Annotated in this window: 16 protein-coding genes and 2 pseudogenes; 4 read left to right on the top strand and 14 right to left on the bottom strand. The window is 70.7% G+C overall.

The features are described 5' to 3' along the window. Positions 1–47: 47 nt before the first annotated feature. The gene (locus ACSUPV_RS38645) at positions 48–1115 is read right to left on the bottom strand and encodes a LacI family DNA-binding transcriptional regulator (protein ID WP_436949611.1); all 1068 of its coding nucleotides are present in this window, start codon (positions 1113–1115) and stop codon (positions 48–50) included. A gap of 202 nt (positions 1116–1317) precedes the next feature. Between ACSUPV_RS38645 and ACSUPV_RS38640 the strand changes: the two genes are divergently transcribed. Further along, on the top strand, positions 1318–3054 hold the full coding sequence (locus tag ACSUPV_RS38640; RefSeq protein WP_436949610.1) for a cellulase family glycosylhydrolase: 1737 nt from the start codon (positions 1318–1320) through the stop codon (positions 3052–3054). A gap of 43 nt (positions 3055–3097) precedes the next feature. Here ACSUPV_RS38640 and ACSUPV_RS38635 read toward each other — a convergent pair whose 3' ends face one another. From ACSUPV_RS38635 to ACSUPV_RS38620, 4 genes are all read right to left on the bottom strand, one after another. Beyond that, a complete protein-coding gene (locus ACSUPV_RS38635; protein ID WP_436949987.1) occupies positions 3098–6118 on the bottom strand; it encodes a family 78 glycoside hydrolase catalytic domain in 3021 nt (1006 codons plus the stop codon). A 145-nt stretch (positions 6119–6263) separates the two neighbouring features. Continuing rightward, positions 6264–7532 carry an ABC transporter substrate-binding protein gene (locus tag ACSUPV_RS38630; RefSeq protein WP_436949609.1) on the bottom strand — a complete coding sequence of 423 codons (1269 nt, stop codon included), beginning with the start codon at positions 7530–7532 and terminating at the stop codon, positions 6264–6266. A 32-nt stretch (positions 7533–7564) separates the two neighbouring features. Beyond that, the gene (locus ACSUPV_RS38625; protein ID WP_436949608.1) at positions 7565–8386 is read right to left on the bottom strand and encodes a carbohydrate ABC transporter permease; all 822 of its coding nucleotides are present in this window, start codon (positions 8384–8386) and stop codon (positions 7565–7567) included. Further along, entirely contained in the window at positions 8383–9333 is a 951-nt protein-coding gene (locus ACSUPV_RS38620; protein ID WP_037867523.1) for a carbohydrate ABC transporter permease, read from the bottom strand. Before ACSUPV_RS38620 ends, ACSUPV_RS38625 begins: the two co-directional genes overlap by 4 nt. Positions 9334–9580: 247 nt before the next feature. On the opposite strand from ACSUPV_RS38620, the gene ACSUPV_RS38615 reads away from it, so the two are divergent. Then, positions 9581–10618 (top strand): LacI family DNA-binding transcriptional regulator, encoded by a 1038-nt coding sequence (locus ACSUPV_RS38615; RefSeq protein WP_037758093.1) that lies wholly within the window; start codon positions 9581–9583, stop codon positions 10616–10618. A gap of 161 nt (positions 10619–10779) precedes the next feature. On the opposite strand, the pseudogene ACSUPV_RS38610 reads toward ACSUPV_RS38615, so the two are convergent. Continuing rightward, positions 10780–10827 (bottom strand): annotated as a pseudogene (locus tag ACSUPV_RS38610) (hypothetical protein); the annotation flags it as partial. Between the two features lie 546 nt (positions 10828–11373). Here ACSUPV_RS38610 and ACSUPV_RS38605 point away from each other — a divergent pair. Beyond that, a pseudogene (locus ACSUPV_RS38605) lies at positions 11374–11670 on the top strand (non-oxidative hydroxyarylic acid decarboxylases subunit D); the annotation flags it as partial. Here the strand turns inward: ACSUPV_RS38605 and ACSUPV_RS38600 are convergent. From ACSUPV_RS38600 to ACSUPV_RS38565, 8 genes are all read right to left on the bottom strand, one after another. Then, positions 11610–11750 carry a hypothetical protein gene (locus ACSUPV_RS38600; RefSeq protein ID WP_359785293.1) on the bottom strand — a complete coding sequence of 47 codons (141 nt, stop codon included), beginning with the start codon at positions 11748–11750 and terminating at the stop codon, positions 11610–11612. The pseudogene ACSUPV_RS38605 and the gene ACSUPV_RS38600 overlap by 61 nt on opposite strands. Before the next feature lie 28 nt (positions 11751–11778). Further along, complete coding sequence (locus ACSUPV_RS38595; RefSeq protein ID WP_031119531.1) at positions 11779–12480, bottom strand: hypothetical protein; 702 nt, start codon at positions 12478–12480, stop codon at positions 11779–11781. After that, on the bottom strand, positions 12480–12797 hold the full coding sequence (locus tag ACSUPV_RS38590) for a PadR family transcriptional regulator (protein WP_031119532.1): 318 nt from the start codon (positions 12795–12797) through the stop codon (positions 12480–12482). Before ACSUPV_RS38590 ends, ACSUPV_RS38595 begins: the two co-directional genes overlap by 1 nt. Positions 12798–12950: 153 nt before the next feature. After that, positions 12951–14693, bottom strand: a complete 1743-nt coding sequence (locus tag ACSUPV_RS38585) for an amylo-alpha-1,6-glucosidase (RefSeq protein WP_436949607.1) — start codon at positions 14691–14693, stop codon at positions 12951–12953. Positions 14694–14753: 60 nt separating this feature from the next. Continuing rightward, a complete protein-coding gene (locus ACSUPV_RS38580; RefSeq protein WP_037758088.1) occupies positions 14754–15581 on the bottom strand; it encodes a carbohydrate ABC transporter permease in 828 nt (275 codons plus the stop codon). Next, positions 15578–16552 carry a carbohydrate ABC transporter permease gene (locus ACSUPV_RS38575; protein ID WP_382611459.1) on the bottom strand — a complete coding sequence of 325 codons (975 nt, stop codon included), beginning with the start codon at positions 16550–16552 and terminating at the stop codon, positions 15578–15580. The genes ACSUPV_RS38580 and ACSUPV_RS38575 overlap by 4 nt, the downstream gene beginning before the upstream one ends. 20 nt (positions 16553–16572) lie before the next feature. Next, entirely contained in the window at positions 16573–17817 is a 1245-nt protein-coding gene (locus tag ACSUPV_RS38570; protein WP_031119536.1) for an ABC transporter substrate-binding protein, read from the bottom strand. A gap of 117 nt (positions 17818–17934) precedes the next feature. Continuing rightward, on the bottom strand, positions 17935–18981 hold the full coding sequence (locus ACSUPV_RS38565) for a LacI family DNA-binding transcriptional regulator (RefSeq protein ID WP_359784958.1): 1047 nt from the start codon (positions 18979–18981) through the stop codon (positions 17935–17937). A 325-nt stretch (positions 18982–19306) separates the two neighbouring features. Between ACSUPV_RS38565 and ACSUPV_RS38560 the strand changes: the two genes are divergently transcribed. After that, positions 19307–21946 carry a cellulosome protein gene (locus ACSUPV_RS38560; RefSeq protein WP_436949986.1) on the top strand — a complete coding sequence of 880 codons (2640 nt, stop codon included), beginning with the start codon at positions 19307–19309 and terminating at the stop codon, positions 21944–21946. Positions 21947–21972: the final 26 nt, after the last annotated feature.

Below are 21972 nucleotides of genomic sequence, written 5' to 3'. Positions count from 1 at the left end.
GATCCGTGGACAGTTTCCACGAGGCTAGCGATGGGCGCCCGGGAAAATCAATGGCCTCGAGCGTCGGTGGCGGGCGGCGGAGCGGTGCTGGACCGGACGGTGAGGGTGGTGGCGAGCTCCAGGCCGACCTGGGGGGCCTCCTCCCCGCGGCCGAGGGTGAGCGCCAGTTCCGTGGCGGCCACGGCCATCTCGGTGAGCGGCTGGTGGACGGTGGTCAGGGGCGGGTCCACCCAGGCGACGACGGGCAGGTCGTCGAAGCCGACGACGCTCAGGTCGTCGGGGATGCGCAGGCCGGCCTCGCGCGCCGCCTGGTAGACGCCGAGCGCCTGGAGGTCGTTGGCGGCGAAGATCGCCGTCGGCCGGTCGGGCCGGGCCAGCAGGGAACGCGCCGCGGCGCAGCCGTCCTCCCGGGTGAGCGGCGCGTGGACGACGAGGTCCGGATCGGCCGGCAGGCCGGCGGCCTGCATCGCGGAGCGGTATCCGTCCAGCCGGGCGGCGCAGCACAGGACGTCCTCGGGCCCGCTGATCATGGCGATGCGGCGGTGCCCGAGCTCGGTGAGGTGCCGGGTCGCGGCACGGCCGCCGGACCAGTTCGTGGCGCCGACGAAGGGGACGTCGTCCGGCAGCTCCATGGTCGGGTCGAAGACGACGAACGGGATGCCCTTCGCCTTCAGTTGCGCCCGCTCGGCCTCGGAGAGCTGGGCCACCGACAGCACGCAGCTCGGGCGCCGGGAGACGGTGTCGTCCCAGTGGGGTGCGGGAGTGTCGTGCAGTCCGAACTCGGAGACCATGACGCCGACGCGATGCCGGCGGGCCACCCGCTCGACGCCCCGGATGATCTCCACCGCCCACATGTCCTTCAGCTCGCGGAAGACGAGCTCCACCACGTTGTTGCGGTGGGACGCGCCGGGTTTGCGGTAGCCGTAGCGGTTGACCAGTTCCTCGACCCGGGCGCGCGTGTCCGCGGAGACCCCCGACTTGCCGTTGATCACCTTGGACACGGTCGGGACCGAGACCCCCGCCGACTCGGCGATGTACGCGATGGTGACCGGCCGGGACGCGTCACCCGCCCCGCCGCCGTCGTCCGCCGGCCCGTCAGCTGCGTGGTCCGCCAAGGTCGCCTTCCCGGTCGTCGAGCAGCCGCCGCACGACCGGAACCGGGCGCGAAAGCGGCTTTGACAGTGTGTCTGCGTGGGCGCGGGCCATTCTCGCATCTCCTTCCGTCACAGCTGTGGCCTGGCACACCCCTTCATGTTAATTTCTCCGCCGCGCACTGCGAAAGTTTTCCTCCGTCGCTCCCCAGGGAAGGTCCACGTGATGACGAGGAGACTGGCTCGACTGCTTCCGCGACGACGCCGATCGTCGCGCCCCCCACGGAGACTGGCAGCGCTCCTCCTGGCGATCGCACTGCTCCCCCTGCTGCCCGCGACCGCGCGGGCCGCCGATCCGCCGCCGCCCAGCGCCCCGGCCGCCCGCAGCGCGGTGGCGGCCATGCAGCCCGGCTGGAACATGGGCAACACCTACGACGCCATCCCCGACGAGACCTCGTGGGGCAACCCGCCCGTGACCCGGGAGCTCCTGAGGAAGGTGAAGTCACAGGGCTTCAAGAGCATCCGGCTGCCCGTCACCTGGGGCATCCACCAGGGCGGCGCGCCCGGCTACACGATCGACCCGGCCTGGATGGCGAAGGTGCGCCAGGTCGTCGACTGGGCGCTGGACGAGGACCTGTACGTGCTGCTCAACATGCACCACGACTCCTGGATGTGGGTCAACAACCTCGCCACCGACCACGACGCCGTCCTCGCCCGGTACGAGGCGACCTGGACGCAGATCGCCGCGGAGTTCCGCGACCGGCCGTCGAAGCTGGTGCTGGAGAGCATCAACGAGCCGACCTTCAGCGGCACGTCGGGGGACGAGGAGAACTACCGGCTGCTGGCGGAGCTCAACAGGGCGTTCCACCGGATCGTGCGGGAGTCCGGCGGCCGGAACGCGGACCGGCTGCTCGTCCTGCCCACCCTGTACACCAACTCCGAACAGGGCCGGCTCGACGCGCTGGCCGCGGAACTGACCGAGTTGCGCGACCCGATGGTGGCGACGACCATCCACTTCTACGGGTGGTGGCCGTTCAGCGTGAACATCGCCGGCTACACCCGGTTCGACGCCACGTCCGAGCAGGACCTCACCGCGCAGTTCGACCGCGTGTACAACACCTTCGTCGCGCGCGGCATCCCGGTCGTCGTCGGGGAGTACGCCCTGCTCGCCTACGACCACAACCGTCCCGGCATCATCGAGCGGGGCGAGCAGCGCAAGTACTTCGAGTTCCTCGGCAACTACGCCCGGGAGCGCCGGCTCACCACCATGCTGTGGGACGCCGGTCAGTTCCTGAACCGCACCACCCTGCAGTGGCGGGATCCGGAGTTGTTCGCCCAGATCAGGTCGAGCTGGACGACCCGTTCGGGAACGGCCTCCAGCGACCTGGTGTTCCTCCCCAAGTCGGAGGAGATCACGAGCCGGACGCTCACCCTGAACCCCAACGGCACCGACTTCCAGGGCCTTCGGCACGGCACCCGCACCCTCGTGAAGGGCCGGGACTACACCGTCTCCGGCAACCAGCTCACGCTGACGGCCGGCGCGCTCACCACCCTCGCCGGCGACCGCGCGTACGGCGTCAACGCGACCCTGGAGGCCAGGTTCTCCCGGGGCGTCCCCTGGCGCATCGACGTGATCACGTCCGACACGCCGGTGCTGTCGAACGCCACCGGGGACACCGGCGGCCTGACGATACCCACTCGGTTCCGGGGCGACATGCTGGCGACGATGGAGTCACGGTACGACGACGGGAGCAACGCCGGCCCCGCCGACTGGACCCCCTTCCAGCAGTGGGACACCTCCTTCACGGCGTACACCCCCGACTCCATCAAGCTGACCTCCGCGTTCCTCGACTCCCTCAAGGACGGCTCCCGGGTGACGCTCACCTTCCACTTCTGGAGCGGCGCCGAGGTGGCCTACCACGTCACCAGGACCGGCACCACGGTCACCGGCACCCCCGCCTGAGCCGGGCGCCGGTGACCAGGGCGGTGTGGCCGGACCGGACGGGTCAGCGCAGCAGGCTCGTCAGGCGGTACGAGCCGGACGGCAGCCGGAACGAGGCCACACCGCCGCTGTGCCCGAGGAACCGCACGCCGTCCGCACGCGCCAGTGGGGTGCGCCCCTCGCGTACGGCGTCGGCCGAGACCGCCGGAAGGTACAGCGTGGCCTCGCTGTTGGCGGGCACGACCGCCTCGTACGACAGCCGCCCGCCGCCGTCCGGCACGCTCCACTCGCTCCTGATCTCGCCGTACGGCGAGACGTGCGAGCCCGTGACGTGCGTGATCCTCCCGGTGGGGTCGAGGTACGGCCGCAGGACGAAGTGCTTGAAGCCGGGGCTCTCCGGATCCCGGGCGATGCCCGCCATGCAGGCGTACATCCACTCCATGACGGCGCCGTAGGCGTAGTGGTTGAAGGAGTTCATGCTGACCGGGCCGAAGCCGGCCTCCGCGGAGTAGGAGTTCCAGCGCTCCCAGACGGTGGTGGCGCCGTTCCGCACGGAGAACAGCCAGGACGGCATGGCGTCCTGGTGCAGCAGCTTGTACGCCAGGTCCGCGCGGCCCTCGTCGGTGAGGACGGGGGCGAGGACGTTGACGCCGAGGAAGCCGACGGACAGCGTGTTCTCGGCGTACTTGACCCGGCTGCTGTCGGGGTGGGCCGCCTTGTAGGCGGCGTCGTTGCCGATGTTGTCCGCCAAGGCCTCGACGAGGGCGCGGCGTTGGGCCTCGGTCTCGTAGAAGCCGAGCTTGAGCACCCACAGCAGGGCCGACTGGGAGTTGTCCTCGGTCTTCTCGTCGGGGTCCGCGCCCGGTTCGATCGGGGAGGCGTCACCGAGGCTGGACCTGACGGTGACCGTGCCGCCGTCGGTGGCGAGGTACTTCTTGATGAACGCCTTCCTGATGTCTCCGAAGAGCCGTTCGTACGCCGTGGCCTCCGCGGGACGGCCGACGGCTCGGGCCATGTGGGCCATGAGCCGGGCGGAGTAGCCGTAGTAGACGTCGCTCATGAGCTGGGCGCTGGTCTTCTGCGGTGCGAGCCAGTCGCCGGTGAGGGAGCCCTGCCCGGCGTAGGTGTCGCCGGTCTGCCGCCGGATCCAGTCGAGGTAGCGGGTCATGGCGGGCCAGCTGCTCTCGATGACGGCCGGGTCGCCGGTCATCTGCCACAGGGTCCACGGGAGGACGACGCCGCAGTCCGCCCAACCGCTGCCGCCGCCGGGGAAGTTGTAGCGGCCCCCGGGGGCGACTCCGGTGAACTGGTCCTTGTCCTCCCCGTAGATGGTCTGCGAGTCGATCACGGTGTTCTGGAAGTGGGCGAGGAAGGGTCCGGCGTCCGCGTTGTACAGGCCCGTCGCGGCGAAGACCTGGGTGTCGCCGGTCCAGCCGAGGCGTTCGTCGCGCTGCGGGCAGTCGGTCGGGACCCAGAGGTAGTTGCCGCGCTGGCCCCAGCGGATGTTGCTGACGAGCCGGTTGGTGTCGGGGTCGTTCGTGGTGAGGGTGCCGGTCTCCCGGATCGCGGAGGTGGCGACCTTGCCGGTCAGTCCGGTGATCGTGACCGTGGATGTCGCCGTGACGGAGACGTAGCGGAAGCCGTAGAAGGTCAGGGAGTCCTGGTGGGTCTCGCCGTCGCGGTCGCCCTTGAGGACGTAGGTGCTGGTGGCCTTGGCGCTGCGCAGGTTGGCCAGGTACACGGACCCTTCGGGCCCGTCGGCGCCGGCGCTGTCGTCGTTCAGCATCTCGCCGAAGCGGAAGGTGACCTGGGCGCCGGCCGGCCCGCGCAGGGTGTAGCGGAGTACGCCGACCATGTTCTGTCCGAGGTCGAAGACGGCGGTGTCGCCGGCTCCGATGGTGACCGGCGCGGAGGCCGCCCGGTGCGGGTCGGTCACGGTCCGGTCGGGGTCGACGACGATACGGCCCCGGCCCTCGCCGGTCACTCCCGTGTAGACGGTCACGGACCGGGGCCGGCGGTCCCAGCGGCTCATCAGCCGGGCGGTCTCGGCGGGGTAGGCGAGGAGTTGTGCCCGCGGGTACCTCGTCTCGAAGGGGACGCGTTCGGTGTCGGACCAGGCGGAGTCGTCGAAGCCCGAGGAGGTCCAGCCCGGCAGTTCCAGGCGGGCGTCGTAGGTCTCGCCGTCGTAGATGTCGTCGGCCCGCCAGGGGCCGGTGTCGGTGGCCTTCCAGGAGCCGTCCGGGCGGGTGACGACGGACTGGGTCGTGCCGTCGGCGTAGCGGATCAGCAGCCTGGCCTTGAGGGCGAGGGCGTTGCCGCTCTCGGAGTAGTAGGTGCTGCCCTCGGAGATGCGGCCGTTGTACCAGCCGTTGCCGAGGACGGCCGCGAGGGTGACGGTCGGTTCCCGGGCCACGAGGTGGGTGACGTCGTAGGTGAGGTAGGTGACGCGTGCGTCGTAGTTGGTCCACCCCGGGGGCAGCAGTTCGAGGGTGGTGCCGTCGTCCTGGGGGACGGTCACGCGGTGCCCGCTGACGTAGGCGTCGTAGACCCCGAGGGCGGAGACGTAGAGCCGTGCCTCGCGTACCCGGCCCGTCAATGGTGCCTCGGTGCGCAGCATCGGCGCGCCCGGGGAGTTGGGGGCCTTGCCCCGCATGCCGATCCACTGCGCGCCGTCCCAGCCGGTGACGCCGTCGGTGCTCATCAGGCCCGTCTCGAACCGGGCGACGGGCCCGCTGCCGACCTTTCGGTCATCGGTGTCCCAGACGGTGACGGTCCAGTGGTAGCGGGTCGAGGGCTTGAGGGGTTCGCCCGCGTACGGGACGGCCACCGACCGGTCGGAGCGGACGCGGCCGCTGGTCCAGACGTCCGCGCGGCCACTGGTCAGCTTGCCGGGCGAGGTCGCCACCAGGATCTCGTACGCGCCCTGGCTCCGCCCCCGTCCGTCGGCTCGCATGCGCCAGCCGAAGCGGGGGCGCGCGGCGTCCACGCCGAGCGGGTCGGTGCGGTGTTCCACGGTCAGTCCGTACACGGTGCCGCCTTCCGGGGGGCGAGTCGGTGTTGCCTGCGCGGTGGCGCCGGCGCTCATCACCTCGGCGAGCACCGGCACCGCGCCGGTGCTCGCCGCGAGCACGGTCCGGCGGCGAGGTCCCCGGTTCCCGGGTTCCGCGTCGTCGGGTTCGCGCACGTCCTTCGTCACTCCGTCGTCCCTTCGGTCGGGGCCGGCGTCGCGCTCACGAGCCGGCCTTGTAGTCGCTGTCCATCTCGGCGAGGAGCTCCGCGGATGTGGTCTGGCCGCTGAAGATCTCCTGGAGGCCGCTGAGCATGGTCTGCTGCACCTTGGGGTTGGGCCACAGCTGGTCCATGAAGGGCACCGTGCGGTCATCCTGGATGAACGTGGAGAGTTCGGTCAGGGACGGGTCGACCTTGTGGCCCGTGTCGGGCAGGGAGGGCAGACTCCCCTGCTTCTTGACGAAGAGGTTCATGCCCTCGGGAGACATCACGAAGTTCACGAACTTCAGGGCCAGTTCCGGGTTCTTCGCCTTGGCGTTGACGCCGTAGCCGGCACCCGCCGCGGCCGGGATGAGGGTCGCGGCCGGGTCGTCGGTGGCCGGAAGCGCCTTGAAGGTGAACGTGCCCTTGGGGTTCTTGCCCTTGAGCAGGGCGATCACCCAGTTGCCCTGGACGATGCCGAGCGTCTCGCCGGTGGCGGCGAGCTGCTGGCTGGCCTCGTAGTTGGTGCCCAGAGGATTCTTCTGGAAGCAGCCGGTCTTCTCCATCGTCAGGTACTTGTCGACGGCGGTGGTCCACGCCGACTTGGCGAAGGTGGCCTGTCCCGCCTGCATCTTCTGATCGAAGTCGCGGTCGTCGCCGTAGACCGTCGTGGCGACCATCGAATAGAGCACGAGTTGCGTGACCCAGTTGTCCTGGATGCCCAGCGCGAAGGCCGGGGTGCCCTTGGCCTTCGCGTCCCGGCAGAAGGCGAGCAGCTCCTTCCACGTGTCCGGCGGGGTCAGCCCGGCCTTCTCCATCGCCTGCTGGTTGTAGACGGCGCCGATGCCGTTCAGCCCGAAGACCGCGTTGTAGGTCTTCCCCTCGTACTGGGCCACGCTCTTGACCGCGTCCGGCAGCTTCGCGGCCCACGGCTGGTCCGAAAGGTCACGCAGATAGCCCGGCTTGGCCAGGACATAGGTGGCGCCGGGGTTGCCGTTGCCCGGCCAGACCGACATCACATCCGGTGCGGTACCCGAGGACAGCTGGGTACGGATCTGCTGCTGGTACTGGTCGGCGCCGCTGGTGGTGTAGCGGACCTTGACGCCGGGGTTGGCCTTTTCGAACGCCTTGACGACGTCCTCGACGGAGCCCTGATCGACCGAGGCCAGCGTCAGCGTCTTGGAACCGCCTCCGCCGGAGTCGCTCGCCTTCGTCCCGCCGCTGCACGCGGCCAGGAGGGCGGTGGCCGTCGTCGCGGCCACCAGGACGGTGAGGTTGCGTGTGTTCATGAGGTCTCCCTTACGGAGAAGAAAGGCGGGGATCATCCCCGCAGCCCTCCGGCGAAGCCGTTGATGATGCTGCGTTGCAGGAGGAAGTAGACGAGCAGGACGGGCAGGACGCTGATCATGAGGGCGGCGAAGATGAGGTTCCAGTCGGTGACGTACTGGCCGACGAAGCCCGCGATCGCGACCGGCATGGTCTGCTGGGCGCTGCCGCTCAGATACAGCAGCGGGGTGAAGAAGTCGTTCCACACGGCGACCGTGTTGAGCACCAGAGCCGTGACGGTGACGGGTTTGAGCATCGGCAGCACCACGCGCCGGAAGGCCTGCAGCGGTGTGCAGCCGTCGATGAGCGCCGCGTCCTCGAAGTCCCGGGGCAATGCGCGCAGGAACCCGACGTAGAGGAAGACGGTGAACGGCACCTGCAGCCCGGAGTAGAACAGCACCAGCGCCCAGGGGGTGCCCAGCAGACCGAGGTCGCGCAAGGTCTGGTAGAGCGGCAGGGACGCGAGCTGGAAGGGCAGCACCAGGCCCAGCAGGACGAGCAGGTAGGTGCCCCGTGACCAGCGGGCCGTGACGCGGGCCAGCGGGTAGGCGGCGAGGGAGGAGACGGCCAGCACGATCGCGACGCTGCACACCGTCACGAGCAGGCTGTTGGCCAGTGCCCCGCCGAGCGCGCCCTGCTGCCAGGCCTGGGTGAAGTTCTCCAGGGTCGGCGAGCCGGTCGGGCTGATGGGCGAGGAGGTGTCGGAGGACGGACGCACGGCCAGGTTGACCAGGACGTACAGCGGGAACGCCACGAACAGGGCAGCGGCGATCATCGCCAGTTCCAGGGCGAACGTGCGGGGACGGTAGCGGTTCATGACGCGGCCCTCTCGTTGCGGGAGAGCAGCAGGTACTGCCCCGTGGAGGCGACCGCCACGATGACCGTCAGGACCACCGCGAGGGCGATGCTGTAGCCGAACTCGCCGAGGGTGAAGGCGTCCTTGTAGATGAGGGTCGACAGCGTGTCGGTCGCGTGTCCGGGGCCGCCGCCGGTCAGCGCGTACACCTGGTCGAAGAGTTTGATTCCGCCGATGATCGACAGCATCAGGTTGATGGTGAGGGCGGGGGCGAGCAGCGGCCGGGTCACCGACCAGAAGCGCCGTACGGGACCGGCGCCGTCCATCGCGGCGGCTTCGTGGACCTCCTTGGGCACCGACTGGAGCCCGGCCAGGAAGATCACCATGGAGTAGCCGGCGAACTGCCACACGACGACTCCGACGACGGCCCAGAGGGCGAGGTCGGGATCGCCCAGCCAGTCCTGTTCCCAGCTGTCCAGTCCGACCGCGCCCAGCAGACTGTTCACGGCTCCGTCCGGGCCGAGCAGGTTGCGCCACAGGTAGGCGGTCACGATCGGGGTGACCACGGCCGGGGCGAACAGGAACACCCTGAGCAGGTTCCGGGACCGGATGGCCGTGTTGACGCCCAGCGCCAGTAGCAGCCCCACCCCGTTCTGGACGACCGTGATCGACACGGCGATCAGCAGGGTGTGCCAGATGGCCTGCATCGCGTCGGCGTCGCGGAGCATGTCGGCGAAGTTGCCGAGGCCCACGAAGGCGTAGTGGGGATCGAGTCCGTCCCAGTCGGTGAACGCGTAGTACACACCGCGGGCGCTCGGTACGAGGACGACGAACGCGAACAGCAGGAGCGCCGGCGCGGCGAACCACCAGGGCGGGGTGGTGCGCGCGTCGCGGCGGGCGGTCGTGACCGGGACCGGGTCCGGGGGACGGTCACGATCCGGTAGTTGCTCGTTCGGGGCGAGGGTCACGGGCGGACCTGCTTCCTTGAAACGTTTCAGCACTCGCTGCGGGCAAGCTGATGGGTAACGTTTCCCATGGGGTGGGCCAGACCCTAGAGAGCCCTCCACGGGGCGTCAAGATGTCGCGCACGCTGCACTGTCGTCACGCGTTGCGGCCGCCTCGCCCGGAGACGTAGTGGGGGAGGCCCCTTACCCGGTCCGGGCTGGATCCGTACACTTCTCGCCAACGTTGCCCACGGCACCCGGAGGAAGCCGCATGGAGCCGCCCGCAGCACCCCGTCGCGTCACCATCGTCGACGTGGCCCGGCACGCCAACGTGTCGACCACCGCCGTCTCCAAGGTGCTGCGCAACGCCTACGGGGCGAGCCCGGAGATGCGGGCCAAGGTGCGGCGGGCGATCGACGAGCTGGGCTACCGGCCGCTGGCGGCCGCCCGGGGGCTGCGCGGCCAGACGTACACGATCGGCGTGATGTTGCCCGACATCCGCAACCCGTTCTTCCCCGAGATCCTCGACGGCGTCACCGGCTGCCTGGAGGGCACCGACTACCAGGTCCTGCTCGGCCCCGGCGGCAACGGCGAGAAGGAGGAGGTCCGCGTCACCGACGCCATGATCGACCGTGGCATGGACGGCCTCGTCCTCGTCGCCCCCGTGTCACCGCGCGACCGTCTCGAACACGTCGCCTCCGCCGTGCCGACCGTCGTGGTCGGCCGCCACGGGCACTCCCCGGTGTACGACACCGTCGCCGACGACGACCGCGCGGGCGCGGCCCTGGTGGTCCGTCACCTCGCGGAGCTCGGCCACCGCCGGATCGCCCACATCGAGCACCACGAGACCGACCCGACGCGCGCCACCGAGATGCCGAACGCCCAGCGCGCCGACGGCTACCGGCGCGCCATGCGGGACCTCGGCCTGGACGGGGAGATCGACGTCGTCTCCACCAGCTACACCCAGCAGGGCGGTTACGAGGGCGCGAAGCAGCTGCTCGCGCGCCCCCACCGGCCCACGGCCGTCTTCGCGGGCGCGGACATCGTCGCCATGGGCGTGCTGGAGGCGGTCGCCGAGGCCGGCCTCTCGGTGCCCGGCGACCTCTCGGTGGCGGGCTACGACAACACCACCTTCGCCGCGCTCGGTCAGATCTCCCTGACCAGCGTCGACCAGGCGGGCCAGGAGATCGGCCGGAACGCCGCCCGGCTGCTCCTGGAGCGCATCGCGGACCGCGGCAGGCGCTCGGTCCAGGTCAGGCTCTCCCCCACGCTGGTGGCGCGCCGCACCACGGACCGGCCGCCCGCGTAGGGGCGTTCAGGTGCTGCCGGCGCGGGGTGTTCCCGCCCGGAACGCTCCGGGCGTCGTGCCCGTCCGCAGCCGGAAGAACTTGGTGAAGTCGCTGGGATCGGCGAATACCCCAGCTCCGCGGCCACGTCCTTCGCCGCGCGGTCGGTGTGCAGCAGCAGGCGCTTCGCCTCCAGCAGGACCCGCTCGTCGATGTACTTCTTCGCGCTCATCCCGGTGACCGCCAGGCTCGCGCGGGACAGGGTGCGGGGGCTGTAGCCCAGGGCGGCGGCGCAGTCCTCCACCCGCCGCGTCACCCGGTGGTCGCGCTCCACCGCGTCGGACAGGCGCCGGAACACCTCCGTCGCGGGGGCCGGTGCGGCGGACCCGCCCGTCACCTTGGCCAGGCGCAGGACCAGCACGGACACCAGGTGCCGGAGCACCTCGACGTGCGCGGCGAGCGGCAGCGAGGTCAGCGCGGCGTACCCGAACGCCAGGTGTTCCAGGCCCAGTCCCAGCGCCCGCGCGTCCTGCCCCAAGGGCAGCACCGGCGCCTGCCGGTACGGCGGGTCCATGCCGCCGGCGGCGAGGGTCGCGGGCGGCAGGAACCCCGGCCGGAACACCACGATCGTCCCCTCGGCGGCCGGCGGGTCCCGTCCGAACCGCTGCACCTGCCCGGGGCGGATCCACAGCCAGGCGCCGGGCGGCAGCTCGTGCTCGACGAAGTCCAGGACGTGGTCGTCGTCCCCAACCTCTCCGTCGTCGAACCCGCTTCCCCGATGCGCGGGGCACCTTCTCGACGCCCGTGCGGGACCTGCCGGAGGTCCGGGACTGGACGGCCAGGCTCCGGCAGCTGCGCGCCGCCTCTGCCCGGTGACCCGCCCCCCTGGCCCACTCGAGGAGCTCTCATGACCACCGACGCCGTGTGCCCCCGCTGTGCCTTCGACGCCGTTCGGACGCTCGCCGCCTCGCCGGTGGCGGACGTGTGGCTGGTCCGCCAGTGCGAGCGGTGCCTCTACACCTGGCGCACCACCGAGCCCGCCCGCCGCACCACGCGCCAGGCGTACCCGGAGGAGTTCAGGATGACCGCGACGGACATCGAGAACGCGATCGAGGTGCCCGCCGTCCCGCCGCGGCGCGCGCCGGGCGACCGCATCCGAGCCTCCCCGCCCCACTCCCTCCTCTCACCACTCCCCGCCGTCGTCGTCGCGCCGCGCGGACAGGACCGCCCGGCGCGTGGACCAGGCGTGGAACGCGACGCGGAGGGCGTGCAGGAGGTGGCGGCGGCGCGGCTCCGCCGCGAGGTCCCACAGCTCGCCGCGCCACTCCTCGGTGTACCGCGCCCGGTCCGCGGCCGGGAGGACGAGCGCCGCGGAGCCGATGAGCCACTGCGCCGCCGGACTGACCCGGCGCCGAGTGGTGAGGGGGGCGGCGGCCTCTCCCGGACTGTGCAGGGCGGTGGTGAACCGGTCGAGGAGCGTCGTCGCTTCGCCGCAGGCCTGGGCGACGCGGCGGGCCTGAGCACCCCCGCGCGGGTCGACGCGGTCGAGTTGCAGCGCGAGTTCGCCGGCGGCCGTGGAGGCGTAGGCCAGTCCCTTGACCAGGTAGGCGGTGCGGGCCGCGACGACCCGGGGCCTGTCGATCACGGACGGGAGCCGGACGGCGGCGATATGGAGGTTGCCGACGGCCTCGGCCAGGTCGAGCGCCAGGTCGATGTCGCTGCTGATGACCCTGGAGCGCCGAAGGGCGAGGCCGTGCGCCAGGTCCTTGGCGCGGATGTCGGCGCGGGCGAGCGTGCGGACGAGGTCGCCTGCCAGGCTGACCGCGTGACTGTAGGGGGACTCGGCGGCGAGGCTCGGACCGCCGGGAAGGGGCTCCGCGTTCATCAGCCGGCGCCTCCGGCCAGGCCGGGCCGGAGTACGCCGAGCGCGTTCCTGTCGGCCGTGGCGCGGGCCAGTGCGGCCCTGGCCGATACGCAGCCGTCCGGGCTGAGTCGGTAGTAGCGCCGCCGGGGGCGGCCCTGCTCGTGCGGATCCGCCTCCTCCCAGCGGGACACCAGCCAGCCGACGGACTCCAGGCGGGCCAGGATCGGGTGGATCGTGCCGCTGGCGAGCTGGGCTCTGGCGCAGACCTCCAGCCCGTACAACTCTTCGGTGGGCTCCTCCAGGAACGCACGCAGCACCAACTGGGTCGGCAGCGTCATCCGTGGACTCGACGGCTCGTGAGGCATGCTCCAACTCTACTTAGGGCTAGGTAGAGTTGGAGCATGCTGTGACGGCCGACGGTAATACGATGTCCGTTCGATCGCCGGTGGGCTGCGCCGGACGTCGGCGCGCTGAGGGGATCGGTTCGGACGTCAAGCGGTCGTGGTGCGCCGGAGTGCGTGGGCTTCGGCGAGGAGGAGGTAGCCGGCCGCGGTCCAGGTGTAGGCGCGGTCGCGCAGGCCCGTACCGGTGAGGGCGTCGAAGTTCTCCGCGAAGCCGTGGGTTTCGCACAGGGCCCGGAATCGGGCGCTGATGGCGTCGGCGAGGCGGTGGTGGCCGGCGCGGCGCAGCCCGTCCTCGACGAGGACGGTGGCGGGCGCCCAGATCGGGCCGCGCCAGTAGCCGTCGGAGAGGTAGTGCGGGGAGTCGGGCCGTTCGGTGGCCAGGCCGTACGCGGTCAGGTGGGTCTCGATCCGGGCGGCCAGGGCCTTGCCGATGTTCTCGGGCAGGTGCTCGCCCAGGGCCATCGGCATCAAATCCAGCAGACCGGAGCTGCCCCACGTCCGCCCGCTGGCGACACCGCGGGCCACGAACCGCTTCCCCGTCCACAGTTCGTCGACCATCGCCGCCTGGGTCGCCTCGGCGGTACGGGTCCAGCGGCGGGCGTCGTCGGGAAGGCCCAGCTCGGTGGCCAGACGGGCGAGTTCGCGGAGCTGGAGGACGAGGAAGGCGGCCAGGTCGGCGGTGACGACGACGCGCTCGGGGTCGAAGGTGGTGGCGTTGTCCCAGCCGCTGTCGTTGCCGTGGTGGTAGTGCGGCAGGGCGGCGCCCGGTGCCCGGCGGGCGGTGAGCCAGAAGTCCGTCCACCGCGCCAGCCTGCCGTAGATCTCGGCGAGTTCCGTCCGGCCGAGGGGCTCGGAGAGCCGGCTGCGCAGCCGGGAGAGGGTCCAGCCGTGGATGGGGGGTTTGACGAAGTTGTAGAGGACCTCGGAGTGGGTCACCGAGTCGGGCAGGGCGCCGGACTCGTCCTGGTGGTCGAACGGCAGCGAGAACTGGTCCCGGGCCAGCGCGGGTGCCCCGGGCGCCAGGGCGAGGGCGTTGAAGCAGTGGTCCCAGCTCCAGACCTTGTCCATCCAGTGCTTGGACATCAGCACCGCCGGGCGGGTGACGAGGGCCGCCGGGCGGACCGTCGCCGACCACAGGACGTACACGGCGAGTTCGGCGGCCGGGGTGTCCGGCGAGCGCCAGGGGGCGACCGCGTCGGCGAAGGCGGCGAACGCGGCCCGCGCGCCCGCCACGATCTGGTCGAACGTTCCCGTGGGGGTGTGGGGGGCGCGGGCGGTGTCCAGTTCCTCGACGGCCGCTTCCCAGGCCTCGTCGGCCTCCGCGGTGAGGGTGACGCCGCGTTCGCCGGCGCCGAGGGCCTGGGTGCCGGACTCCTCGGTCACGGTGCCCGACAGCACGGTGATCCGGTAGCGGCGCCCGGTCTCGTACGAGGTGAACACGTACGCCCCGGCCACCGGGTCACGGTAGAAGTAGGTGCCCGTGAAGGGGGTCAGGGTGTCCGCCGCGGCGGTGATGCGCAGGCCCAGTCCTTCGCCGCGCAGGCGGACGGTGTCCGGTGAGGCGTAGGCGAGGCCGACGCGCCCTGCCGCGCCGGTCCAGGTGAGCAGGCCCGGTGTCGCCTCGACGTGGGTCGCGGCCCGGTCGCCTGTCGTCGCGTCGAGCGGCGTGAAGCGCAGGACCGGGTGCATGCCGTTCTGGTGCGAGACGAGGTGGAGGTCCTCGGCCCGGGTCTTCTCCGCGAGGACGGGAGAGATACCGAACCAGGATCCGTACGTGCTGAACGGGATGTCGTGGAGGGAGAAGGCCGGGCCGGATCGGGCGGCGGTCATCAGGCGTGACTCATTTCTTCTGCGGTGGTCTGCTGCTCCGGGTGAGCGCCGACCCGGGTCTCAGTCCTTGACGGCTCCGGCCGTCACGCCCGCGGCGACGTAGCGCTGGGCGAGGACGAGGATCACCGTGGCGGGCAGGGAGGCCACGACGGCGGTGGCCATGATGGCGTTCCACTCCTGGTTGTTGTTGCCGATGTAGTGGTAGATGCCGAGGGTGATCGGCTCGTGGGCGCCGCCGTTGACCAGGGTGCCGGCGAACACGAAGTCGGACCAGGACCACAGGAACGCGAACAGCGACACCGTGACGACGGCGTTGCGGCTCATCGGCAGCACCACCGACCGGAAGGTGCGCAGGGGCCCGGCTCCGTCCATCTGCGCGGCCTGGAGCAGTTCTCCGGGGATGCCGGACATGAACGCGGTGAAGATCAGCACCGCGAAGGGGACGGCCAGGGTGGAGTCCGCGAGGATCAGGCCGGGCACGGACTGGAGCAGTCCGAGCTGGAGGTAGATGGCGTAGAAGCCCATCGCCATGATGATGCCGGGGATCATCTGGGCGACCAGGAGCAGGAAGCCGATCACGCCCCCGCCGCGCGGCCGGAGTTTCGCCAGCGCGTAACCGGCGGGCGCGGACAGCGCCACGGTCAGAACGACCGTGCCCAGGCCGACGACCAGGCTCGTGCCGAGGTAGGGCAACTGCTGGTCGAGGACGGCTCGGTAGCCGTCCAGCGTGGCGTGGACGGGGAACAGGTCCGGCGGGCTCTTGCGCATGTCCTGGTCGCGGGTGAAGGACACGTTGAGCATCCAGTAGACCGGGAAGAGCATGACGGCGGTCAGCGCCAGGCCGAGGGCGGTCTGCCACCCCGTGCGGCGACGGTGCGGGGAGTTCATGCCGGTGCCTGCTTTCGCTGGACCCTCAGGTAGACCAGGCCGAACATCAGGGCGGCGACGACGAGCAGGTTGCCGACGGCCGCGCCGGGGCCGAAGGCGGGGAGCAGGTTGCCGAAGCCGAGGCGGTAGGACCAGGTGGCGAAGGTGGTGGACGAGTCCGCCGGGCCGCCCTTGGTCATGATCCAGATGATGTCGAAGACCTTGAGCGTGTACACCAGGCCCAGCAGCAGGGTGATGGCGGAGACCGGGCGCAGCAGCGGGAAGGTGATGCTCCAGAACCGCCGCCAGGGGCCCGCACCGTCCAGCGCGGACGCCTCGTACAGGCTCGCCGGGATGGACTGCAGGCCGCTGTACAGCAGGACCAGGTTGAACGGCACGCCGATCCAGACGTTGGCGATGATCACCGACGTCAGCGACCAGTCCGGTGACGTCAGCCAGTTCACCGGACCGATGCCGACGGCACCGAGCAGGGCGTTGACGATCCCGGAGTCGCTGTTCAGCATCCACGACCAGGTCGAGGCCGACACGATCAGCGGCAGCAGCCACGGCACGAGGAACAGGGCCCGGAGCGTCGCGGAGAGCCGGAAGTGCTGGTTGAAGAAGACCGCGAGGGCCAGGCCGATGGCGTACTGGAAGACCAGGCACACGGCGGTGAACACGATGGTGTGCGTCAGGGCGGGTCCGAAGGCCGGGTCGTCGAAGACCTTCCGGTAGTTCTCCAGCCCGGTGAACGGCGCGTCGCCCTGGACGAAGGAACGGACGGTGTAGTCGCGCAGGCTCAGGTCGACGTTGCGGTAGAGCGGATAGGCGTAGAAGAGGGCGAGGTAGAGGGCGACCGGGGCGAGGAAGGCCCAGGCGGCGAGCTGCTGGGACGTGGGGCGGCGGCGCCGTGCGCGGGGCGGTTCCGCGGGGACCGCCCCGCTGGGGCCGGGCACGGGCCGGCGGTGCGGTACTTGTGTCGTGTGACTCATCGAGAGGTCCTGGAATACCGTCACTTGACGGCGGACTGGGCCTTGGCCAGCGCGTCCTCGGGCGACTCGGCCCCGCTGAGGGCGGACTGGACCGCCTTCCACATCTGCTCGGAGATCTTCGGGTACGTGGTGCCGAGGTCGTCGCTGGTCCGTCCCTTGGCCGCCTTGACCGCCTCGACCCAGGGCTTCAACCCGGCGTTCTCGGCGACCTGCTTGTCCTGGACCTCGGCGGTGGGCGCCACGTAGGACAGGGTGGTGTCCGTGGCGTACAGGTTCTCGGTGCTGGTCAGGCAGGACACCAGCTTCCGCGTGGTGGCGTAGCGTCCGGTGTCGCCCTGGACGGGGACGGTGACGAACTCGCCTCCGGTCGGGGCCGCGGCGTTGCCGCCGTCGGACGCGGGGATGGGCAGGACGCCGTAGTCGAAGCCGGCCTTCTCGGCGTTCGCGAGCTGCCAGGTGCCGTTCTCGGCGAAGGCGTAGTCGCCGCTCGCGAACTCCTGCCAGCTGGTGGTCTGCGTGTTGTTGATGACCGAGTTGGGGGCGTAGCCCTTCTTCAGCCAGTCGTTCCACAGGGACAGGGCCGAGACGCCCTGCGCGGAGTCGAGGTCGGTCAGCTGCGCGCCCGATCCCCAGAACCAGGGCAGGAACTGGAAGCTGCCCTCCTCCGTTCCGATCGCGGAGAAGGTGATGCCCTTCTTCCCGGCCTTCTTCACCTTCTCCAGCGCGGACGTCAGCGACGCCCAGTCCTTGATCGAGGCGACGTCGACGCCGGCGGCCTTCAGGACGTCCTTGTTGTAGTAGAGGGCGAGGGTGTTGGCGCCGATGGGCGTGCCGTAGGTCCTGCCGTCCGCCTGGCCGGCCGCCAGCAGGTTGGGGTCGGCCTTCGAGGTGTCGACCTTGTTCTCGTCGGTCGTGGTGAGCACTCCCGCCTCGGCGAGCGTCGACACCACCGGGTTGTCGAGGATGAGGACGTCCGGCGAGTTGTCCTGCTGCGCCGCCAGCAGCGCCTTGTTCGTCAGGTCGCTGGTGTCGAAGGCCGTCCGCTTGATCGTGACGCCGGCCTTGCCCCCGCAGTCGTCCAGCAGCTTCGCCCAGTCCGAGTCCTTGGCGAACTGCGGGTACGGGTCCCAGACGGTGTAGGTGCCGCTGTCCTCCGCCGTCGCGGTGGTGGTGCCGTCGCCGGAGGAGCATGCGGTGGCGCCGGCCGTCAGGGCGACGACGGTCAGGGCGGTGGCGGTGAGGCGGCGTCTTGCGGGTCTGGTCATGGGTGTTCCTTCGGGTAGTACGGCCTCGTGGTGGACGTGGGCATGCCAAGCAGACCGACCCGGGAACCAGGTCCGGGGCGGGGGCGCCCTCCGGGAGGCGGCCGGTCGGACGGTCGGTCAGGCGGTCGGCTCGGGAGCGGGGCTCGGGGGCGCGACCGCGCCGGCGGGCCCGGTGCTGGCGCGGAGGGAGATCGGCGGGGTGAGCAGGTGGTGGCGTGGCGGCCCATCGGGGTGGTCGAGCCGCTCGACGAGCAGGTCCACGGCCAGCCGTCCCATCTGCGCCGCGGGTACGTCGGCCGCCGTGAGCTGTGGGGTCACCGTCTCGGCCCAGCGCGAGGCCACGACACCGGTGACGGAGAAGTCGCGCGGCACATGGCGGCCCGCGTGGGCGAGGCCCCGGTAGAGGCCTCCGAGCGCGGCCTCGTTCAGCGTGACGAGGGCCGTGGTGGCGGGGTCGTCGTGCAGGATCCGCTCCAGGCAGGCCTGGCCGGAGGGTGCGTCGTCCCCACAGGTGTACGTGCGGACGGTGAGCCCGCGTTCCGCGGCGGCCTTGGTGAAGCCGTCCAGTCCCCGGTGGGCGGACTCGTACCCGGCGCGCAGGAGCCGCTCGGGCCGGTTGACGAACGCGATCCGGCGGTGGCCCAGGTCGGCGAGGTGGTGGACGCAGGCCGCCGCCAGTGCGGTGTGGTCGAGGCCGACCCACCAGTCGCCCTCCGGCCGCGCCGTGCGGCCGATGCAGACGGCGGGGAAGTCCTCGGCCAGGAGGTGGTCGACGCGGTCGTCCTGGAGCCTGATCTCCATGAGGATGGCGCCGTCGACGCGCCGCTCGCCCAGCAGCCGCTGGAACGAGCGGTCGCTGTCCACGCCGCTCGGCGAGAGCAGCACGTCGTAGTCGTAGGTGGCCGCGGCCTCCACCACGCTGCCGATGAAGTCGAGCTGCATTCCGGTGTAGTGGTCACCGGCCGGCGGGAAGACCAGGCCGATGGTGCTGGTCCGGCCGTTGGCCAGCGCGCGTGCGCTCGCGTTGGGCCGGTAGCCGAGGTCGTCGATGACCCGCTGGATCTTCTCCCGGGTCTCGTCCGACACCGGACGCTTGCCGCTCAGCGCGTACGACACGGTGCTCCGCGAGACACCGGCCCGCCGGGCGATCTCACCGATGTTCACGGGGACTCCTTCACAGGACTGATCCGGCGTCATCGAACCGGTTCGCGTGATGGGAAGGTAGGAGCTGTCCGCGCGACTGTCAATGGCCTGCGCACGCTTCCCGGCGCACCTGCGAGAACACGGCACCCCCGGCACAGACTTCGCGTACGGAGTATTGCTGGCCCGTATCGCCGGTGCTAGCTTCCGTCGAGCCGTCGAACCGGTTCGACTCCTCATGTCTCACCTCCCACCCCCTCCACGTTCCATCCCACCTCTCACGGACGACTCGGAGACCTCAGTGCCACGCAGAAGAAGAACCACCGGAGCAGGTGCCGCGGCGGTGGCCGTGGCGGTCCTCGCCACCGCACTCGCCGGCACCACCGGCACGGCCGGCGCGGCGGAGCCGGAGCGGCTCGTCGTGGATCTCGGCACCGACACCGGCCCCTTCCACGGAGGCGCGTCGGGTTCGCTGTACGGCGTCTACGGCGACGGGGTGCCCACCCGCAACCTCCTGGAGGGCATGCACGTCCGCACGGTCTCGACGAAGGCGCAGGACGGGCCCCAGCACCCGGGAGCGGACGCGCTGGAGATTCTGCCGCCGTTCGTGGACTCCGGTGGCAAGGACGTCTACATCTACATGACCGACATCTACCGCGGCTTCCCGTACCAGTGGCCGGGCGCGGACGGTCCGGCCCGGCTCGCCGACTTCAAGGAGAAGATCAGGAAGCAGGTCCGGCAGGTCCTGACCATGGGCGAGTACAAGGACCACGTCGTCTACGTGCCCTTCAACGAGCCCGAAGGGAACATGTTCGGCACCGGCGCGTGGAGCTACAACAAGATCTCCTGGCTGAACGACCCGAAGGACTACTTCGCGGCCTGGAAGGAGGTCTACCGGCTCATCAAGGAACTCGACCCGGACGCCCGCATCGCCGGCCCCAACACCAGCGTGCTCTACGACCAGGTCAAGGGCTTCCTCGAGTACGCCAAGGCCAACGACGTGGTGCCGGACGTGATGACCTGGCACGAGCTGTCCAGCCCCGCCGCCGTCCGCACGAACGTGGCCAGGTACCGGCAGATGGAGAAGGACGTCGGCGTCGGCCCGCTGCCGATCAACGTCAACGAGTACGGCCACAACTACCACCTGTCCGTGCCCGGCCAGGTCGTCCAGTGGGTCTCCGCCATCGAGGAGTCCAAGATCGACGCGGACCTGGCGTACTGGAACATCGACGGCAACCTCAACGACTCGGCCGTGGAGGCCAACAAGGGCAACGGACAGTGGTGGCTGTTCAACGCCTACGGCCGGATGACCGGCCACACCGTCGAGGTGACCGCACCGCACCCCAACCAGCAGTACACCCTCCAGGGCGTGGCCACGCTCGACGAGGACAAGAGGCAGTCGCGGGCGCTCTTCGGCGGCAAGAGCGGCGACGCGGACATCGTCTTCGAGAACGTCGACCCGAAGCTGTTCGGGAAGACCGTGCGCGCGATCGTCCAGGAGATCCCCTGGACCGGGCAGGTCGGCGACTCCGCACAGCCGCTGCGCCTGTCCGACCAGGAGCTGACGGTCGGCGCCGACGGCTCGGTCACGCTCCCCATGACCGGCATGAACGAGATGTCCGCGTACCAGGTCATCCTCTCCCCCGGCGGCAACGGCGGAACACCGGCCGAACCGTCCGTCGGCTGGCGCAGGACCTACGAGGCGGAGAACGCCACGTACACCGGCCGCGGCTACTCGAAGAACGGGCCCGAGGGATCGCCCTCTCAGGTGGGCAAGTTCGCCACCTCCGGCATGTACAACGTCGGCGGCCTGCGCACCGGCTCCGACGGAGTGCTCGCCTTCGACGTCGAGGTCCCTCAGGACGGCACCTACGATCTCAGCGTCTTCGCCAACTCCTACAACCTGTACGACCTGGTGAAGGAGCAGGGCCCCACCAACGTCTTCCTCCGCGTCGACGGCAGGGACCCGCAGGAGCTGCGCCTGCCGCTCGGCTACAAGTGGGTGGTCTGGGGCCACACGGACACCACGGTGAAGCTGACCGCGGGCAAGCACCGCATCACGCTCGCCGCGCAGGACCCCGACCTCGGTGTCACCAAGGGCGACGCCATCATCGACAAGATCGACCTGGCCCTGCGCGACGAGCGCGTGACCGCACCCGCGATCTACGAGGCCGAGTACGCCACCCTCTCCGGAGCCCGGCCCGACTACACCCACCCCGGCGCCTCGGGTCCCGGCACGGTACCGCTGCCCAAGGGCGCCTCCGCGACCTTCTGGGTCCACTCCCCCACCGACGGTGAATCGACCGTGTCCGTCGACCACTTGGGCGGCGGCCGGGCGGCCCTCTCCCTCAACGGGGAGCCGCTCGACCTGCCCAAGGCCGGTGGTGCCAGGAAGGGCACGGACGGATTCCGGCTGTTCCTGTCCGGCGGCATCAACAAGATCACCGTCACCGGTGCGTCGGGCGCGCTGCTGCTCGACCGCCTGCGCGTCACATCGTCCAGCGGCGTACTGGTGCCGACGGTGTACCAGGCGGAGTCCGGCACTCCCAGCGGCGCCGCCAAGGTGACCGAGGCCTACGGCTTCGCCTCCGGCGGCAAGGCCGTCACCGGCATCGGCGACGGGAAGGCCAACGCCCTCACCCTCGACGTCGTCGCCGAGCGCTCCGGACGCCACGCCCTGACGATCCGTTACTCCAACGCCGAACAGGCGCCGGCCACGCACTACAACCCCGACCCGATCGCCCGCCACACCGACCTCTCGGTCAACGGCGGACCGGCCCGGCGCATCCTGTTCCCGACGACCTTCCACTTCAACAACTTCTGGGACCTGACCGTCCCGGTCACCCTGAAGAAGGGCACCAACCGGCTCACCTTCACCGCGGAGGAACTGCCCGACTTCGACGGCGACACGTTCAACCAGTACGACCAGCGCTCCCCGTACGCACCGGTCATCGACCGGGTCGCCGTCACACCGCTCACCCGGAGGTAACCCGCGGATCACCGGGCCGTGCCCTG

It is taken from the genome of Streptomyces sp. SudanB52_2052, from assembly GCF_964272415.1.
In the GTDB taxonomy this organism is placed as follows: domain Bacteria; phylum Actinomycetota; class Actinomycetes; order Streptomycetales; family Streptomycetaceae; genus Streptomyces; species Streptomyces olindensis.
Note: the sequence above shows the minus strand (reverse complement) of the source record. Positions and strands in the feature narration are given on the sequence as shown.

Bases quoted from the DNA above. Each gene is read 5' to 3' on its own strand.
- ACSUPV_RS38640 (WP_436949610.1), top strand. From the start codon at position 1,318: ATGACGAGGAGACTGGCTCGACTGCTTCCGCGACGACGCCGATCGTCG.
- ACSUPV_RS38635 (WP_436949987.1), bottom strand. From the start codon at position 6,118: ATGAGCGCCGGCGCCACCGCGCAGGCAACACCGACTCGCCCCCCGGAA.
- ACSUPV_RS38630 (WP_436949609.1), bottom strand. From the start codon at position 7,532: ATGAACACACGCAACCTCACCGTCCTGGTGGCCGCGACGACGGCCACC.
- ACSUPV_RS38625 (WP_436949608.1), bottom strand. From the start codon at position 8,386: ATGAACCGCTACCGTCCCCGCACGTTCGCCCTGGAACTGGCGATGATC.
- ACSUPV_RS38615 (WP_037758093.1), top strand. From the start codon at position 9,581: ATGGAGCCGCCCGCAGCACCCCGTCGCGTCACCATCGTCGACGTGGCC.
- ACSUPV_RS38600 (WP_359785293.1), bottom strand. From the start codon at position 11,750: ATGCGGTCGCCCGGCGCGCGCCGCGGCGGGACGGCGGGCACCTCGATC.
- ACSUPV_RS38595 (WP_031119531.1), bottom strand. From the start codon at position 12,480: ATGAACGCGGAGCCCCTTCCCGGCGGTCCGAGCCTCGCCGCCGAGTCC.
- ACSUPV_RS38590 (WP_031119532.1), bottom strand. From the start codon at position 12,797: ATGACGCTGCCGACCCAGTTGGTGCTGCGTGCGTTCCTGGAGGAGCCC.
- ACSUPV_RS38585 (WP_436949607.1), bottom strand. From the start codon at position 14,693: ATGACCGCCGCCCGATCCGGCCCGGCCTTCTCCCTCCACGACATCCCG.
- ACSUPV_RS38580 (WP_037758088.1), bottom strand. From the start codon at position 15,581: ATGAACTCCCCGCACCGTCGCCGCACGGGGTGGCAGACCGCCCTCGGC.
- ACSUPV_RS38575 (WP_382611459.1), bottom strand. From the start codon at position 16,552: ATGAGTCACACGACACAAGTACCGCACCGCCGGCCCGTGCCCGGCCCC.
- ACSUPV_RS38570 (WP_031119536.1), bottom strand. From the start codon at position 17,817: ATGACCAGACCCGCAAGACGCCGCCTCACCGCCACCGCCCTGACCGTC.